Genomic DNA, 16,686 nt, shown 5'->3' with positions numbered 1-16,686 from the left:
CTCATGTTGGTAGACTGAGTTTAGAAAGGAGAGTGCTTACATGGAGGGGCTTCAAAGGATGCTCGACAGCATCGAGTATATAGAAGGTAATTTGGAACAGTATCTTTGTATGGAAGATATTGCTAAAATCGCGTGTATGTCAAAATTTCATTTCCAGCGGATGTTCAGCATGCTGACGGGATATACCGTAAGTGAATATATTAGGAATCGCCGTCTCACAGTTGCTGCGCAGGAACTGGTATATTCCAAGTCTAAGGTAATCGATGTTGCACTGAAATATGGCTATGAAACTCCGGAATCCTTTACAAAAGCATTCCGGAAAATTCATGGAATCAATCCGTCATCTGCAAAGAAAAATACTCAATCCTTGAAGGCTTATCCGAGGCTCTCTTTTCAAATTCAGTTAAAGGGTGATGTGGGAATGGATTATAAGATTGTCGTAAAGGAAGCATTTAAGGTTGTTGGGAAAAGCATACGCACGAGTACTAGTGGGGGGGAGAACAATCGGAAAATAGCCTCTTTCTGGGATGAATCTAATCAGAATGGATTCGCCGCTGTACTTGCTAAAAATAGTGGATCTCTTGGATTAATTGGAGTTTGTATGGACTTTGATAAACTACAAGAAAATCTAACTTACTTGATCGGGGCAGAGAAACATATAGAACATGTCCCAAATGATTGGGAAGAACGACAGATTCCGGCTGCTACCTGGGCTGTTTTTCCTGTTCATGGCGCTATGCCTGATGCCATGCCAAAGGTGTGGAATCGAATTTTCTCTGAATGGTTTCCGGCAACAGGCTATGAGCATTCGGGTGGACCTGAGATGGAGGTTTACTTAAGTGATGGAGATCCATCTTCTAAGGATTATTATTCAGAAATATGGATACCAATTAAAAAATAAATAGAAGGATAAGCTTATAAATTAATCGAGCGGATTCATTAAAGAAGCAATGTAGTGGGCTACATTGCTTCTTTCTATTTGAGAGATGGAGAGACTTGAATTTAATAGGGGTTCTTGCCCTAGTGTTTTCTTTTTGACCTTCATATAAGAAAGATATTTGTAAGTAATTAACAATTATCTTGTATTGCAAGGTAGTGTGGTTTAAACTGGTAATATACCTTGCAATGCAAGATAAAAAGAGTGGTGGATTATAGATGTCGCAAACCCAGATGATGAAGGGTATATTGGATGGTTGCCTTTTGGCTATTATCAAAGGAAAAGAATGTTATGGATATGAGATGGCAGAACGTTTAAGTGAGTATGGATTTGAGACAATCAGCGAAGGTACCATTTATCCATTATTGCTCCGAATGCAACGGGAAGGACTTATTACGTCTGTTCGCCGGGATTCAATTGCTGGACCAAAGAGAAAATATTATTCATTAACAGATGAAGGACAGGTAGCTTTAGAAAATTTTCTGGTTAGATGGGGTTACCTTGAGAACAGCGTAAACGCGGTCATTAAGAAAGAAATTGAAGGATGAGGTGATGCAAAAGTGGAGCAACTTCAACTGTCTGATAAAAGTCAGAAGTTTATTGATGATTTAAAGATATACTTGTTTTCAAGTGGAAAAAATGATCAGGAGATTAATGATATTACGAAAGAACTTGAGGAGCATTTATATGAAGCCGAGCTAAATGGTAAATCTATTGATCAGATTATTGGATCTTCTCCTAAAGAGTATATGCAGAGTATCTCCAATGAAATGAGGACGGATTATAAAGCATGGGTAAAATATATACCCCTGATTATAGCTGGAGCAATGTCATTTTCGATTTTCGGAGATCTTTTGAAAGGTACATTAAGCTATAGTGTATTAAAAATCATTGGAACGGCTGTGTATTGTGTGCTCTTTTTTATCGGAGTAATGATTGCATTTCGCTATACAGCCAGGAATCAAGTGTCTAAAATTCGAGAGTTTTTAATATTATTAGCCCCTATTTTCATTAGTATGGTCGTCTTTATGGGTTTGCTTGTCGCTGATTCAATCTATCCTACACCAACCATTAACTTTGGTGTTTTAGGGAGTACAGTCATCGGCTTACTTTTTCTTTGCTTTATCGTTACATTCTCCATTTGGGCAAAAACCGCAATCCTGCCCGTTTTTTTAATTTCATTTCACTTACCGACCATCGTATTAGCTCGAACAACTTTAAATGAAGAATTGCAGTTAATTATGGGTTTAGCTATAACATATATATTGATCGGAATTTATTTATTTTATGAAGTGAGAAAAACAAAATCATAACAAAAGTTTTTTGGGGGTTATCCGGAACGTTAGTTTTACTGACTTTCTGGAGGACCCTTTCCTATCTTATTCAATTGATTTCCTATAACAAGCCGGTTAACTAGGAATGCAGGTTAGATTAAGAAGGATTTATATGTTTTAATCGAATTATTTAACCAAATTTTAAATTTGGAGGATTATATGACTGCCTTTGCGTTTTTGTTTATTCTAAAAATTGTTTTCTTAAAGGTTACTATAATAAGAGTAAAATAATATAAAATAAAACTGAAACTGAGGAGGTTATTGAAGTGAAAGAATGCCCATTTTGTAATCCTGAAACAATAGAACTGCAAGAAGTTGTTGTAAAAAATGAACATTGTATGTTTCTGCAAATGCCACAAGAAGTATTAGTCGGCTCAGGATTAATAGTTCCAATAAAACACCGTGAAACAGTGTTTGACTTAACAGAAGATGAATGGTTTGCAACCTATTCATTACTGCAAGAAGTGAAAGATCTCCTGGATGAAACATATCGACCTGATGGGTACAATATTGGTTGGAACTGCAATGCAATTGGAGGTCAACATATCATGCATTCTCACCTACATATTATTCCTCGATTTAGTGATGAACCCTATGCTGGCAAAGGACTTAGACACTGGCTGAAAAGTTTAGAAAATAAGAGATAATGGTAACTAATTCGAGCCTTACTTATCTAAAAAGTATAGGAGAGTTTTTATGAAGATTTACTGGTTATTAGTGTTTTTAATTTTTATCATTTGGTACAGAGTATCTCTACCATACGCCGAACCAAGTTGGTGGTCTATCTTTTCCTCGAGCCGTTCAACGCATACACCTATGATGGAGCAAGTTTCTTTAATTAAAGCAATTTTTATAGCACTTATATTTTTTGCTTTGGCATCTCCAGTGCGTCAAATAATCCAAAAACGTAAGTAGCCATGTTTATAATTCATATAGTAAGTGGAATTCTCACTTAAATTTTCAGGGCGTTGATCTTAGGAGGATTAATACCTTTTCGTGTTGAATTTCTTATGGAGATAAAGAAGCAGGAATGTTAAACAATAGACAGAAACTAAACGGTGGCAAATTTATATTGAGGGGTATTTGTGAAATGTCAAAATACGAAAAAGAAGAAATTCTAACTGGAGGAAATGTCTCAACCGTATATCGTATAGGAGATACCGTTCGAAGAGATTTAAAGCCAGACAGTACGAAAATTCACAAGTTATTAATGCATTTGGAAAACAAAGGATTCAAATATGCCCCTAAATTTTGGGGCATTGATGACAAAGGTAGAGAAATTTTGTCATATATAGAAGGTGAAGCTGGTAATTATCCTTTAAAGGGATATATGTGGTCTGATGAAGTTCTAAGAGAAATAGCTCAGATGCTACGTCTCTACCATGATTCAGTGAGTGATTTTTTAATTGAAGAAGATTGGAAGTCGATAGATAATACTCCGCAACCATTTGAGGTGCTTTGTCATAATGATTTTGCTATATATAACATTATTTTTAATCGTAAACGACCGGTAGGGATAATCGACTTTGATGTTGCCGGCCCTGGACCGAGACTCTGGGACATTGCCTATACCCTTTATACTAGTGTTCCTTTAAGTAGAGCTTATCTATTTGAGCCAGGTGAAGAAGTTATTTATAATACCTTAGACCATGCTATGAAAATAAAACAAAGAGTAAAATTGTTTTTTAAATCCTATGGAAAGGAATTGGAAGAAGATTTTTTAGAAATGGTATTGTTGCGATTACAAGGGCTATGTAAAACAATTGAAAGAAAAGCTAAAGAAGGCGATAGTAATTTTCAAAAAATGATAGATGAAGGACACCTTGAACATTATCAAAATGATATCAAGTTCATTAGTGAACACGGAAAAGAGTGGATGTAAAAGGGGAAAGGTTGGAATTGACAGGGGAAAGAGCAGAAGGCCAAGTTGACCAAGAAGGATTAATGCCTTTTCATGTTAAATTTCTTATGGTAGTAAAGGGACAAGTTAGCGAAGAAAGACTTGTTACAAATTTACAGAATGTTACAATCGAAGTGGGATAATTTACAAAAAAATAATAGGAAAAAGGAAGTGATTGGTATGTCCATCGGAATTCTTGCCCTTGTAACTATGACAATATGGATTATACAAATTAATGAGTTAAATAAACCTGAAGAAAAACAAGACAATAGAAAAACAATAATCTTAACTTCCTGTGGGTGTTTGTTAACAACAGTTTTGACCGTCCATCTTTTTCAAAATTTCATCGCCTAAGGTAGTAGTTCTTTAATAGTGTTATAGCAATTATATGGAGGTGTTATTGTTGAATGAGGACCAAGATAAGCGTAACAAAAATAAGATAGACACCGAGGATGGTTGGAATAGAACCGTTTATGGAAGTCCAACAATAGGGGGAATAGTCGTAGTCGGTGCCATTGTTCTATACCTATTATTTAAATAATATTTATTAAAGATGTCTAAGTTGAACAAGGATGATCAAAAGTTGGTCATTTAATTTTTCTTTTTACATTGTTAAAATCCTTCGAAAATAGCCCTCTCAACTGAAGCTGCTTTATTATTCTAAGACTAAATGATAAATAAAGAGCTGCAAAGTTGCAGCTCCTTAGAGTGGCTAGGTTATAAGAATTGTATGGTTGGCAATCAATGCTGTTATCTTAGGCTGCTGGAGAGCTCTGTGAAGATAACTCCAAGTCCATAAGCTCCAGCATCAGGATAACCCAGGCTTCTTTCTCCAACCGTACCAGCACGTCCCATGCGGGCGACGATTGTTTCTGTATATTTAGCGCCTTTAACAGCAGCTGCTGCCCCATTTTCAAAGGCAGTTTTAAAGTCTATTCCAGCTTTTGCGCACTCAGACCAAGAGTCAGCACATGGAACTAAAGCATCAATCAGAGTTTTGTCACCGACGACTGCACCTCTACCAAATGAACGTTCTCCAGTTACTTGTATTCCTTTAACAGCTGCCTGTAATAGGTTTGCAAACTCCTCGACCGTTAATTCATTTTTATCGCCTGCGGCTTTGCCGGCAGCACGGAATGCAGAACCCCAAATTGGACCGGACGCTCCACCGCAATATTCCATAATGACCATTGAGCATGCATCAAGGAATGCTCCAATAGTTAATGATTCCTGATTTAAGATAGAACTCCATTCTCGTTTCAATTGCTTGAATCCTTTAGCAACGCTCATACCAAAGTCTCCGTCACCGGCATGAGAGTCAAGCTCACAGAATGGTATCTCATTGCGGATAATGACTTCGCTCATTTTATCAATGAGATAGATGATGTTCTCTAAGGAAAGTACATCATCTTGGATTACAGCGTACTCCTCACTTGTCTCTGTATTGAATGAAACGCTTCTTTCTTCAATCTCATCAATAGGGTCGGTATACTGAACAGCCTCAACAGGTTGATCCACTTTAAATGCCGCAGCAGAACATTCGCTTGATAATAATGATTTCAGCTCATCATCAAGCTTCATAATTGTCAAGGATACTCCGGCCATATCAATACTTGTCATATAATTGCCGACAAAGGTTCTATAAACATGAATATTTCTGTTACTCATTTCTCTCATAACCGAATTGTTAAATAGATAGAGTTCTTGAAGTGGAGTACCTCCGAAGCCATTTACGAGAATAGCAATATCAGATGATTCATCCTCATCTATTCCAAAATCCTTTAGAAGATCATCTATCATTTGTTTAGCCAACTCATCTGCAGAAATCAATTTTTCTCTTCTGATTCCTGGTTCTCCATGAATGCCGACACCGTATTCGATTTCATCTTCCTCTAATTTGAATGTCGGAGTTCCTTTAGCAGGAACGGTACAGGATGTAAGAGCTGCCCCGATGCTTTTTACACTTTCTGCAGCTTTTTCTGCAATGGCTTTTACCTGCATAAGATCTTTGCCTTCTTCTGCAGCTGCTCCGGCAATTTTATGAACAAGTACAGTTCCTGCAACACCGCGGCGTCCTACAGAATACAGACTGTCTTCAACGGCTATATCGTCAGCTACTCGAACATATTCAACCTGGATACCATCCTCGATTGCCAAAGCGGCACCATTTTTAAAGTTCATGATGTCACCGCTGTAATTTTTAATAATCATCAGGACCCCTTTTTGACCGGCAGCTGCTTTGATTCCCTGATACACTTGTATTTGAGATGGAGAAGCAAACACATCCCCGCATACTGCAGCATCGAGCATACCTTTTCCGACAAAGCCTGCATGTGCAGGTTCATGCCCACTGCCTCCGCCGCTAATTAGGCTCACTTTGTTCTCATCTATTACTCGTTTCTTAATAATTTTATATTTATTAAGAAACTCGAGTTCCGGATGTGCCATGACTAATCCATTAGCCATCTCCATTACGAGGTTCTCAGGTTTATTTATAATCTTTTTCATCTGTATAGCCTCCTGTTTCTATTAAAAAATGGTAGTATTGCTAAATTTATTCATACTATTAACAGTATAATGTAAGCGTTTTAAAGTAAACGGACAAAAAAACGCATTTGTCAAAATAGCCGTAATTATATCATTTTTGTATAATTAAATTACAATTTTAATAGGGAAGGTAACCCATGACCTCATCGATTATCACAAAAAAAATAATTGCAAAATCATTAAAAGAATTAATGGTAACTGAACCTTTTCATAAAATTTCAGTAAGCGACATTATGGTAAACTGTAAGATGCGAAGGCAAACATTTTACTATCATTTTCAAGATAAATATGAATTGCTAGGCTGGATTTATAAAGAAGAAACGAAGGAAAATATTACAGACTTTATTGGATATGAAAAGTGGGAGAACATTTTTCATTTGTTATTGGAATACTTCAGTCAGAATCGACGATTCTATCAAAATGCATTTAAAGTAGAAGAGCAAAATTCCTTTAACGAATACTTATATGAACACACAAAGAATTTGTATCTTGAGATTATTACTAAACGTATGGACAGAAGCGGATTAATGGTTTCTAATGAAAGGAAAGAATTAATGGCTTCTTTTTATGGCTATGGGTTTGTAGGGATAATCAAAGAGTGGATTGAGAAAGATTGCACTCTCGAATCTTCCACGATGTCATTCTTGATGAAATATATGATAAATGATCAATTACTGCCATTTCTGCAGGAGTGAGCAGCGAGAGGGAATAAGAATGAAAAAAATAATTAACGATGTTCAGCATGTTGTAAGAGACATGTTGGCTGGATTTTGTTTTGAACATAAAGAAAGGGTTTCTTATGAGCCCAAGCATGATATTGTTTATCGGAAAGATTTAAAAGATATAAGAGAGGAGGTAGTCATTATTAGCGGAGGCGGCAGCGGACACGAACCGGCTCATTATGGATATGTAGGGAAAGGAATGCTCTCCATTTCTGTTAATGGAGAAATTTTCACGCCGCCAACAACTGAGCAAATAGTAGCCGCCATTCGGATGATTGATAAAAATAAGCGTGTCTTGCTCATAGTCAAAAATTTTAAAGCAGATTTAGAGAGTTTTTTGATGGCTGAATCCATCGCCCAAAAAGAAGGCTGGACTGTTGATCATGTCATTGTAAGTGATGATGTCTCCATTGAAGACGACAATTCCTTCAATAAGCGGAAACGTGGTGTGGCTGGTACTGTGTTTGTCCATAAAATACTTGGAGCTGCTGCACGTGAGGGATATTCTCTAAACGAACTAACGGAAATTGGCCAGTCTGTCATCAATCATTTACATACATTGGGAGTTGCACTTTCACCGGTAACCCATCCTGAGACAGATAGAAGGTCATTTATACTACAGGATAATGAAGTATTTTACGGAATTGGGATTCATGGTGAAGTGGGATACCGGAAAGAAGAATTTCATTCCTCTGAAATTTTAGCCATAGAGCTTATGAATAAACTTAAAAGTCTTTATCGATGGAAAAAAGGAGATCGATTTGCCATTTTGGTGAATGGGTTAGGGGCTACACCGCTGATGGAACAGTATATCTTTACCAATGACATCCGACGTTTATGCGAGCTGGAAGGCTTGGATATTAGATTTGTGAAGGTTGGAAACCATTTAACTTCCTTAGATATGAAAGGTATTTCATTAAGCTTACTCAAAATAACGGATTCTGTTTGGGAAAAATGGTTAAAAGCAGAGGTGGAAGTAGCTAACTGGTAGTTAAGATTTGATTAGTGCACAGTCAAATACCATATATAGCAGAAATAGAGTAAAGCCCTGTTTATGCTCGGGTATCATAACGAGCATAAACAGGGCTTTTCTTTTTCATTAAGTAATTTAGTAGCACCATATGAAATAAAATATATTCATAACTATTGCTTAATGTATCTCTAAATCTTTTACTGTTTCTCCTTCAACTAACACTGGCTGATAATAGGTTTCGTTTGGTAAATCTCGTTTTCCTTGCAATTTCTTAATGAGCCAATCAGCTGCATCACGTCCCATTTGTTCCTGTGGGTGGGTTAATGTTGTCAGTGCAATAGTAGCATTTTTGGCAATATAGGAATTGTCCTGCCCGATTATTGATAACTTCTCTGGAATGGAAATATTAAGCTGTTTACACACATTTACTACTTCTAAACCGACTTCATCGTTATAGCAAACAATCGCGGTTAATAGGTGAATATTTTCCTCTAAAAATTTCTTCAAGCTAGCTGATAAATTGGGCTTTGTTTCTGTATCGAATGTAAGCACATGCTCAGGTCGAAATCCTAATTTGGCTTCTCCAAGCGCTTTTATATATCCCTTCATTCGATATTTTCCCTGTAGGTCATCTGATTTTGATATTAGCCCGATATGTGTATGTCCCTTCGAAATTAATTCCTTTGTTGCGAGATAACTGGACTGGACGTCATCAAGACAAAGAAAGGGAACACTTAATTCTTCATAATAAGCATTAATCATAATGAATGGAACCTCTTGTTCTTTAAATGACAGGTAATAAGAGATGTTTGGATTATATAGATTGCTTTTCGTAGGCTCTATGATCAAACCATCCACTCCAAATGACAGCATCATTTCCAAAGCTTTCTTTTCCTGTTCGACATCATTATTTGTACTGGCTAATAATAACGAATAATTCTCTTCATTTAATCTGCCTTCAATCCCTCGAATAATGGAGGGGAAAATATAATCAGAAATGTAGGTTGTAATGACTCCGATTGTTTTAGTGTTAGATTGACCGCCAGATTTTGCTTGATATTGGTTACTGACATAAGTGCCAGACCCTTTTTCACTTCTTAAAAATCCTTCGTTTGATAGCTCTAAAATAGCTTTACGAACAGTTTGTCGGCTCACTTCGTATTTTTCTTGGAGGGAAGCTTCAGTAGGGATTTGGTCACCAACTTTATAATCTCCCGAAAGAATCTTGCTTTTTATATCATCAATGATGACCTGATATTTTGGTTTCATTTATAGCTCACTTCCTTCATTGGTGCTCTTGCACTAATTGATTGATTCGAAATAGTTGTATGTACATATTTTACTTTGAATTAGTAAGAAATAAAATAAGCAATCTAATTCTATTTTATAAGTAACATCTTTCATTAGTTCTTTTAATAGTATACCCAATAAATGGTTTTGTGGGTCTTTGTTTGATTTGTACTAAAATCGAGAATGTTAAATTTGTGTGTACTAATTACACATTAGTTGACATTTGTACGTACAAATAAATATAATCAAGTTAACAAATAGAAAGCGTAATCATTCCGGATATTGAAACCGCTATCAGATGGGGGTTTATATGAGAAAGAACAAAGCAAACATACAAGAGGCAATTGCTAGGGGAGAGACTTCTCTTGGAATTGAATTTGGTTCTACACGTATCAAGGCAGTGTTAATTGATCATAATTTTGAAACGGTTGCATCTGGAAGCTATGAGTGGGAAAACCGCTTGGAGGATGGTTTTTGGACATACAGCCTAGTCGATATTATTACTGGACTACAAGCAGCGTATCGTGAGATGAAGCAAGAAGTTGAAAGAAACTATGGGATAACGATTCGGAAGATTGGTTCTATTGGAATCTCAGCCATGATGCACGGATATATGGCCTTTGATCATACAGGAGAATTACTTGTTCCGTTTCGTACTTGGCGTAACTCAACAACGAGTGCGGCAGCTAAAGAATTGACTGATACATTTAAATTCAATATCCCAGAACGATGGAGCGTTGCTCATCTTTATCAAGCTATCTTAAATGAAGAGAAACATTTGCCGCGTATTGATTATGTTACGACTTTAGCAGGTTATATCCACTGGTTACTGACTGGTAATAAAGCGATCGGTATTGGAGATGCTTCAGGTATGTTTCCAATCGATGAATCAACAAAGAATTATAATGAATCAATGGTTAAGCAATTTGATGAACTAATTTCCACGAAGGGTTGTCCTTTGAGCCTAGAGGAGATTCTTCCTAAAGTTTATCTTTCAGGAGAACAAGCTGGTGAATTGACTGAAGTTGGGGCAAAAATTCTTGATCAATCACAGAATTTACAACCAGGTATTCCGCTTTGTCCGCCGGAAGGTGATGCGGGTACAGGAATGGTTGCTACAAATAGTGTGAGAAAGCGTACTGGTAATATTTCAGTAGGAACATCAGTCTTTGCCATGATTGTACTGGAAAAAGAACTCTCAAAAGTGTATCCGGAAATTGATTTAGTAACAACACCTGATGGCAGTCCTGTAGCGATGGTTCATGCTAATAACTGCTCCAGTGATTTAAATGCCTGGCTGAAATTATTCCGTGAGTTCTCTGAAGCAATGGGCCAAAAGATAGAAACGGATCAATTATATGAAGTGATGCTGAATAAAGCTTTGGAGGCTGAACCGGATGCTGGCGGATTGCTAAGCTATGGCTATTTATCCGGTGAGAATATTACAGGATTAGATGAGGGGCGACCGCTATTCGTACGACCTCCTGGTAGTCAGTTTAATTTAGCAAACTTTATGCGAGCTCATCTTTTTACTGCATTTGGCGCATTAAAAATTGGAATGGACATTATGACTAAAGAAGAAAGTGTTGAAATTGACGGCATTTTGGCTCACGGCGGATTATTCAAAACACCTATTGTAGGTCAAAAAATCGTCGCAGCTGCCATTGATGCACCAGTATCCGTTATGGCAACAGCCGGAGAGGGCGGTGCGTGGGGGATGGCTATTCTGGCTTCTTACATGATGAACAAAAATGAGAAGGAATACTTGGAAGAATTCCTTGACCAAAAAGTCTTTTTCGAGGTTGATAGTCAAGAAATATATCCGGATCAGTTTGATGTTAAAGGTTTTGAGAAATTTATAGAGCGATATAAAAAAGGTCTTGTAATTGAGCAGGCAGCTGTCGATCATTTGATTTTATGAGTCCAAGTTTGGAGGGGTTCAAGTGTTAGAAAAGTTAAAAGAGGAAGTATTTGAAGCAAATTTAGAATTGCCCAAGCATGGACTCGTCAAATATACATGGGGAAATGTAAGTGCAATTGACCGTGATAGTGGCTTATTTGTTATCAAACCGAGCGGTGTTGATTATAAGACGATGAAGCCAAGTGATATGGTGGTTGTTGATTTGGATGGTCAGGTGGTTGAAGGGGAATTGAATCCTTCATCAGATACAGCAACTCATGCAGTACTTTACAAGCATTATTCAGAGATTGGCGGCATTGTGCATACGCACTCAACCTGGGCGACTATATGGGCTCAAGCAGGTTTAGATGTTCCGGCGATGGGAACTACTCATGCCGATACATTCTATGGTTCCATTCCATGTGCAAGGTTTTTAACTCAAGAGGAAGTTGACCGTGGGTACGAAGTGGAAACTGGAAAGGTCATTATCGAAACATTTGAACAACGTGGATTAGATATATTGGCAGTTCCCGGTATTTTACTTCATGGACACGGACCATTTACTTGGGGCAAAGATGCAAAATCAGCGGTTATGAACAGTGTGGTATTAGAAGAGGTCTCAAAAATGAATTTATTTACACGAGAACTAAATCATTTTGCTGAAGAATTGCCACAACGTATTTTAGATAAGCACTATCTACGTAAACATGGAAAAAATGCCTACTATGGGCAAAAATAATACAAACTATCAAACTACGAAAAGAGGATTATTATGTCTAAAGTAAAAGAGTTTTGGTTTGTCGTAGGTTCACAGCATCTATATGGGGAAGAAACACTGGCGGAAGTCAAAGCACACGCACAAACGATGACGGATGCCTTAAATGAAAGCGGTATATTACCTTACCCGCTTGTATTGCAGGATTTAGCTGTAAGTGCAGATAAAATTACAAGCATTATGAAAGAAGTGAACTATCGTGATGAGGTTGCGGGCGTAATTACTTGGATGCATACCTTCTCACCAGCAAAAATGTGGATTCGCGGAACAAAATTATTACAAAAGCCATTGCTACATTTAGCAACGCAGTTTAACGAAAGTATTCCATGGGAAACCATTGATATGGACTTCATGAATCTGAATCAATCAGCTCATGGTGATCGTGAATATGGATTTATCAATGCGCGTTTGAAAAAGCAAAATAAAGTTGTAGTAGGTTACTGGAAACGTGCTGAAGTCCAAAAGCAAATAGCAGAATGGATGGATGTAGCGGTTGCTTATAACGAAAGCTTCAATATAAAAGTTGCTCGTTTTGGTGATAACATGCGTAATGTTGGAGTAACCGAAGGGGATAAGGTAGAGGCTCAAATTCAATTTGGATGGACTGTTGACTACTTTGGTATAGGCGATCTTGTTCAATATGTGAATGACGTTAAGGACGAAGAAGTGAACGATTTAATTGCTGAGTATGCGGAACTATATGAATTTGATTATGGCATATACAGCAAAGAAGATTGGGAAAAGAGCGTGAAGGTGCAAGCAAGCTATGAAATTGCCATTAAGCGTTTCCTTGATGATGGTGGTTACAATGCATTCACAACTAACTTTGAAGACTTATATGGCATGAAACAGCTTCCTGGCCTTGCAGTGCAACGTTTGATGGCCCAAGGATATGGATTTGCTGGTGAAGGGGATTGGAAGACTGCAGCCCTAGATCGCTTACTTAAAGTGATGAGCCATAACCAATCGACTGGATTTATGGAGGATTACACTTATGAACTAGCTGTTGGGCAAGAAGCTGCTCTTCAATCACATATGCTTGAAGTAGATCCAACATTAGCTTGCAACAAGCCAAAAATTGTCGTATCTCCATTAGGTATCGGTGATCGTGAAGATCCGGCTCGTTTAGTTTTCGATGGTAAGGCAGGAGATGGTGTTGTTGTTTCAATGGCTGACTTTGGTACACATTACAAGCTTTTGATTAATGAAGTTTCTGCTTTTGAGCCAACTGTTAAAGCACCTAATCTTCCAGTAGCACGTGTACTATGGGAAGTAAAGCCAAACTTCCAGGATGGGGTTAAAGCGTGGATTGAGAATGGCGGCGGTCACCATACAGTTGTTTCATTGAATCTGACAACAGATCAAATTATCACGTATGCAAAGCTTGTTGACTTAGATTATGTAGTTATTAGGTAATGGCTTTATCCTCCGAGGGGGCTTATGCTTTCTTGGAGGATAATAGATTATCCCAGAAGGTAGAATAAGATGCTTTTATTTGTAAGCGTGTTCTTTGTTTATATATATGAAAGCGTTTAAGATGAAGAAATAAAACTAAATGTTTTTGGATTCATTATATTTGATTCAAAAGTACCCTAATGCGTTATTCATTAAATTAAACAGAGCATCTCTATTATTAAATAGGCAACACCTACTATCATGTAAGACAAGCTATGAACGTAAATATTCTATTAAAAACTTACTGGTATTATAGCAATTTTGCAGGACTTGAAAACGCTTTTATATATGTTAAGGCTATTAATAGTCTTAGTGGTAGGATTTCTAGCAATATATTTTTGCACCTAGTGGAGGGAACATTCATGGTTAATGAAAAGAAAATATCAAGTCGCTTTATTTATTTCTTTGGAGCTTTTGCCGGCATTCTTTTTGGTTATGATATAGGTGTTATGACGGGAGCATTACCTTTTTTAGAAAGTGATTGGAGCCTCGAAGGAAGAGCTACCGCTATTGGTTGGATTACCTCTTCGGTAATGTTTGGAGCTATTTTTGGAGGTGTCGTAGCTGGTCAGCTGTCTGACCGTTTAGGACGACGCAAAATGATTTTAATATCTGCTGTCATTTTTGTTGTGGGATCCATATTGTCAGGCATAGCCCCCCATGATGGAATACTATTTTTGATTGTATCACGGATGTTTCTAGGACTAGCTGTTGGGGCTGCCTCTGCGTTGGTTCCAGCCTATATGTCGGAAATGGCGCCTGCAAAATTGCGCGGTCGTCTGTCAGGAATAAATCAAACCATGATCGTTTCTGGGATGTTGCTCTCATACATTGTTGATTATCTATTGAAAGACCTGCCAGAAACTATGGCATGGCGGATGATGCTTGGTTTGGCTGCAGTACCTGCTATCATCTTATTTTTTGGAATGTTAAAGTTACCTGAATCACCAAGATTTTTAATTAAGAATAATAAATTTGATGAAGCTCGTAAGGTATTGGGCTATATTCGTTCAAATAAAAAAGATATTGATGCTGAAATAAAACAAATTCAAGAAGCTGCAAAAGAAGAAAAAACGGTAAGTCAGAAAACGTCTTGGGGAACTCTCTTAAGTGGTAAATACCGTTACTTGGTCTTTGCGGGTGTAGGTGTAGCAGCTTTTCAACAATTCCAGGGTGCAAATGCCATCTTCTATTACATTCCTTTGATTGTGGAAAATGCTACGGGTCATGCAGCCAGTTCCGCGTTGATGTGGCCAATCATTCAGGGGATTATCCTCGTAATAGGTTCATTAGTATTCCTGGTCATTGCTGATAAATTTAAGCGCCGTACTTTATTAACAGTTGGCGGAACCATTATGGGACTCTCCTTTATTTTTCCTGCCATCTTAAACATACTAATTCCTAATGTGAATCCGATGATGATGGTTGTTTTTCTAAGTATCTATGTTGCGTTTTATTCATTCACATGGGCTCCTTTAACTTGGGTCATAGTTGGAGAAATATTCCCGCTAGCCATTCGCGGACGTGCGTCAGGATTAGCTTCATCATTTAACTGGATTGGTTCTTTCTTGGTCGGATTGCTTTTCCCAATCATGATTGCTTTTATGCCTCAAGAAGCTGTTTTTGCCATCTTCGGCGGTATTTGTTTACTGGGAGTCCTATTTATACGGACATGCGTTCCTGAAACTCGCGGTCGCAGTTTAGAGGATATAGAAAAAATTGGAGAAAGTAAACAAGCTAAGGCGAAAAGTGCATAGTAAGTAACATAATTAATTGCTAATCGAATTACAGCAAAGCTATACAGTAAGCTGTCCCTGATTTCTATACTGGAATCAGGGACTTTTTTATTCATTCATTTATCTGAAGTGCCTGTTTTACTTAAGAGGAATTCCAGTTTCATTGCTCCATCTCTATTTTTTCGCTATTATTTTACTATAACTCAATGAATACAGGTGAAGAAATGAAACCGAATGATGGAGTAAAAGAAGATAATTATAAAGTGTTCGCATTGCTAAGCAATTATTTAAATAAGGCGCCCGATTTTGTTGATGGGGAAGAGATAAAAGAGATTGTTCAGTTTGGAGTATCTTATGAGCATGCGTTTGCGGTCATTTTAGCGTCTGCTTTTGGATTGGATATTGTGGATAAGATGGATGATAAGAATCTATTCAACAATTACTTTAATGGAATGTTTTTTAAACTGGATGAAAAGGAATTTTACGAAAACACTTATTATAAGAATATCAAGATCCCAACGTTGAAGATTGGTAATAGTGAACTGAAATATGAAAAGTATAAACCGTTTGAGGGCTTTGTATGCAATGATATTGTCAAAACAAAAGAAGGCAGGCAAATCCCGCAAATTGGTTTTTTTGAAACAGAATTTGAGTATCCAGCTATTTTGGAAAACGGAAGAATATGGATGACAGTAACGCCTAATGAAATTGAAACCATGAAAGAACCGATTGAACAGGCGTTTGGAAATGTACTTACATATGGGTTGGGACTTGGCTATTATACCTATATGATTTCTGAAAAAGAAAATGTTGATAGCATCACGGTAGTCGAAATGAATGAAGACGTTATTAACTTGTTCCAAACGTATATATTGCCGCAATTCAAAAACCATCAAAAGATTAAGATCATTAAAGCTAATGCCTTTGAATATGCTCAAAAATCTATGGCAAAGGGTCAATTTGATTTTGTTTTTACGGATTTATGGCATGATGTTTCAGATGGGATTGATATGTATTTAAAAATGAAATTATTTGAAAAAAGATGTCCAAATACGATATTTACCTATTGGATTGAAAAATCAATTAAATGTTATTTATAAAACATGCATGAGAAATC

The 16,686-nt window shown here is 37.2% G+C and carries 16 protein-coding genes; 14 read left to right on the top strand and 2 right to left on the bottom strand.

Going from position 1 to position 16,686, the window contains the following annotated elements:
- Positions 1-40 precede the first annotated feature (40 nt).
- The 7 genes from AC4BHP_RS14830 (at position 41) to AC4BHP_RS14800 (ending at position 4,712) form a co-directional block, all read left to right on the top strand.
- A complete protein-coding gene (locus tag AC4BHP_RS14830) occupies positions 41-901 on the top strand; it encodes an AraC family transcriptional regulator (RefSeq protein WP_139892727.1) in 861 nt (286 codons plus the stop codon).
- A gap of 254 nt (positions 902-1,155) precedes the next feature.
- Entirely contained in the window at positions 1,156-1,485 is a 330-nt protein-coding gene (locus tag AC4BHP_RS14825; RefSeq protein ID WP_066108236.1) for a PadR family transcriptional regulator, read from the top strand.
- Between the two features lie 12 nt (positions 1,486-1,497).
- Positions 1,498-2,250, top strand: coding sequence for a DUF1129 family protein (locus AC4BHP_RS14820; protein WP_066108233.1), 753 nt, complete (start codon positions 1,498-1,500; stop codon positions 2,248-2,250).
- 287 nt (positions 2,251-2,537) lie between these two features.
- A complete protein-coding gene (locus tag AC4BHP_RS14815) occupies positions 2,538-2,918 on the top strand; it encodes an HIT family protein (protein ID WP_066108231.1) in 381 nt (126 codons plus the stop codon).
- Positions 2,919-3,361: 443 nt separating this feature from the next.
- Positions 3,362-4,153, top strand: coding sequence for an aminoglycoside phosphotransferase family protein (locus AC4BHP_RS14810; protein WP_490553091.1), 792 nt, complete (start codon positions 3,362-3,364; stop codon positions 4,151-4,153).
- Between the two features lie 17 nt (positions 4,154-4,170).
- Positions 4,171-4,314 (top strand): hypothetical protein, encoded by a 144-nt coding sequence (locus AC4BHP_RS14805; protein ID WP_490553086.1) that lies wholly within the window; start codon positions 4,171-4,173, stop codon positions 4,312-4,314.
- A gap of 260 nt (positions 4,315-4,574) precedes the next feature.
- A complete protein-coding gene (locus AC4BHP_RS14800) occupies positions 4,575-4,712 on the top strand; it encodes a hypothetical protein (protein ID WP_490553083.1) in 138 nt (45 codons plus the stop codon).
- Positions 4,713-4,921: 209 nt separating this feature from the next.
- Here AC4BHP_RS14800 and dhaK read toward each other — a convergent pair whose 3' ends face one another.
- Positions 4,922-6,679, bottom strand: a complete 1,758-nt coding sequence (gene dhaK / locus AC4BHP_RS14795) for a dihydroxyacetone kinase subunit DhaK (protein WP_490553080.1) — start codon at positions 6,677-6,679, stop codon at positions 4,922-4,924.
- A gap of 176 nt (positions 6,680-6,855) precedes the next feature.
- Here dhaK and dhaS point away from each other — a divergent pair, with 176 nt between their 5' ends.
- On the top strand, positions 6,856-7,413 hold the full coding sequence (gene dhaS, locus AC4BHP_RS14790; protein ID WP_490553078.1) for a dihydroxyacetone kinase transcriptional activator DhaS: 558 nt from the start codon (positions 6,856-6,858) through the stop codon (positions 7,411-7,413).
- A 19-nt stretch (positions 7,414-7,432) separates the two neighbouring features.
- A complete protein-coding gene (dhaQ, locus tag AC4BHP_RS14785; protein ID WP_139892721.1) occupies positions 7,433-8,431 on the top strand; it encodes a DhaKLM operon coactivator DhaQ in 999 nt (332 codons plus the stop codon).
- Positions 8,432-8,590: 159 nt separating this feature from the next.
- Here the strand turns inward: dhaQ and AC4BHP_RS14780 are convergent, their stop codons facing one another.
- Positions 8,591-9,682, bottom strand: coding sequence for a GntR family transcriptional regulator (locus AC4BHP_RS14780; protein ID WP_139892720.1), 1,092 nt, complete (start codon positions 9,680-9,682; stop codon positions 8,591-8,593).
- A 331-nt stretch (positions 9,683-10,013) separates the two neighbouring features.
- On the opposite strand from AC4BHP_RS14780, the gene AC4BHP_RS14775 reads away from it, so the two are divergent.
- From AC4BHP_RS14775 to AC4BHP_RS14755, 5 genes are all read left to right on the top strand, one after another.
- On the top strand, positions 10,014-11,624 hold the full coding sequence (locus AC4BHP_RS14775; RefSeq protein ID WP_066108213.1) for a xylulokinase: 1,611 nt from the start codon (positions 10,014-10,016) through the stop codon (positions 11,622-11,624).
- A gap of 22 nt (positions 11,625-11,646) precedes the next feature.
- Complete coding sequence (locus tag AC4BHP_RS14770; protein WP_066108210.1) at positions 11,647-12,342, top strand: L-ribulose-5-phosphate 4-epimerase; 696 nt, start codon at positions 11,647-11,649, stop codon at positions 12,340-12,342.
- Positions 12,343-12,375: 33 nt separating this feature from the next.
- Positions 12,376-13,794: an L-arabinose isomerase gene (araA, locus tag AC4BHP_RS14765; protein ID WP_490553074.1), complete on the top strand. Its 1,419-nt coding sequence runs from the start codon at positions 12,376-12,378 to the stop codon at positions 13,792-13,794.
- 401 nt (positions 13,795-14,195) lie between these two features.
- On the top strand, positions 14,196-15,590 hold the full coding sequence (locus AC4BHP_RS14760) for a sugar porter family MFS transporter (RefSeq protein WP_066108204.1): 1,395 nt from the start codon (positions 14,196-14,198) through the stop codon (positions 15,588-15,590).
- 203 nt (positions 15,591-15,793) lie between these two features.
- The gene (locus tag AC4BHP_RS14755; RefSeq protein WP_066108201.1) at positions 15,794-16,669 is read left to right on the top strand and encodes a spermine/spermidine synthase domain-containing protein; all 876 of its coding nucleotides are present in this window, start codon (positions 15,794-15,796) and stop codon (positions 16,667-16,669) included.
- Positions 16,670-16,686: the final 17 nt, after the last annotated feature.

It is taken from the genome of Pradoshia sp. Z4_20, from assembly GCF_058216035.1.
This window is presented reverse-complemented; position numbering and strand designations above follow the sequence as displayed.

Bases quoted from the DNA above. Each gene is read 5' to 3' on its own strand.
- AC4BHP_RS14830 (WP_139892727.1), top strand. From the start codon at position 41: ATGGAGGGGCTTCAAAGGATGCTCGACAGCATCGAGTATATAGAAGGT.
- AC4BHP_RS14825 (WP_066108236.1), top strand. From the start codon at position 1,156: ATGTCGCAAACCCAGATGATGAAGGGTATATTGGATGGTTGCCTTTTG.
- AC4BHP_RS14810 (WP_490553091.1), top strand. From the start codon at position 3,362: ATGTCAAAATACGAAAAAGAAGAAATTCTAACTGGAGGAAATGTCTCA.
- dhaK (WP_490553080.1), bottom strand. From the start codon at position 6,679: ATGAAAAAGATTATAAATAAACCTGAGAACCTCGTAATGGAGATGGCT.
- dhaS (WP_490553078.1), top strand. From the start codon at position 6,856: ATGACCTCATCGATTATCACAAAAAAAATAATTGCAAAATCATTAAAA.
- dhaQ (WP_139892721.1), top strand. From the start codon at position 7,433: ATGAAAAAAATAATTAACGATGTTCAGCATGTTGTAAGAGACATGTTG.
- AC4BHP_RS14780 (WP_139892720.1), bottom strand. From the start codon at position 9,682: ATGAAACCAAAATATCAGGTCATCATTGATGATATAAAAAGCAAGATT.
- AC4BHP_RS14775 (WP_066108213.1), top strand. From the start codon at position 10,014: ATGAGAAAGAACAAAGCAAACATACAAGAGGCAATTGCTAGGGGAGAG.
- araA (WP_490553074.1), top strand. From the start codon at position 12,376: ATGTCTAAAGTAAAAGAGTTTTGGTTTGTCGTAGGTTCACAGCATCTA.
- AC4BHP_RS14760 (WP_066108204.1), top strand. From the start codon at position 14,196: ATGGTTAATGAAAAGAAAATATCAAGTCGCTTTATTTATTTCTTTGGA.
- AC4BHP_RS14755 (WP_066108201.1), top strand. From the start codon at position 15,794: ATGAAACCGAATGATGGAGTAAAAGAAGATAATTATAAAGTGTTCGCA.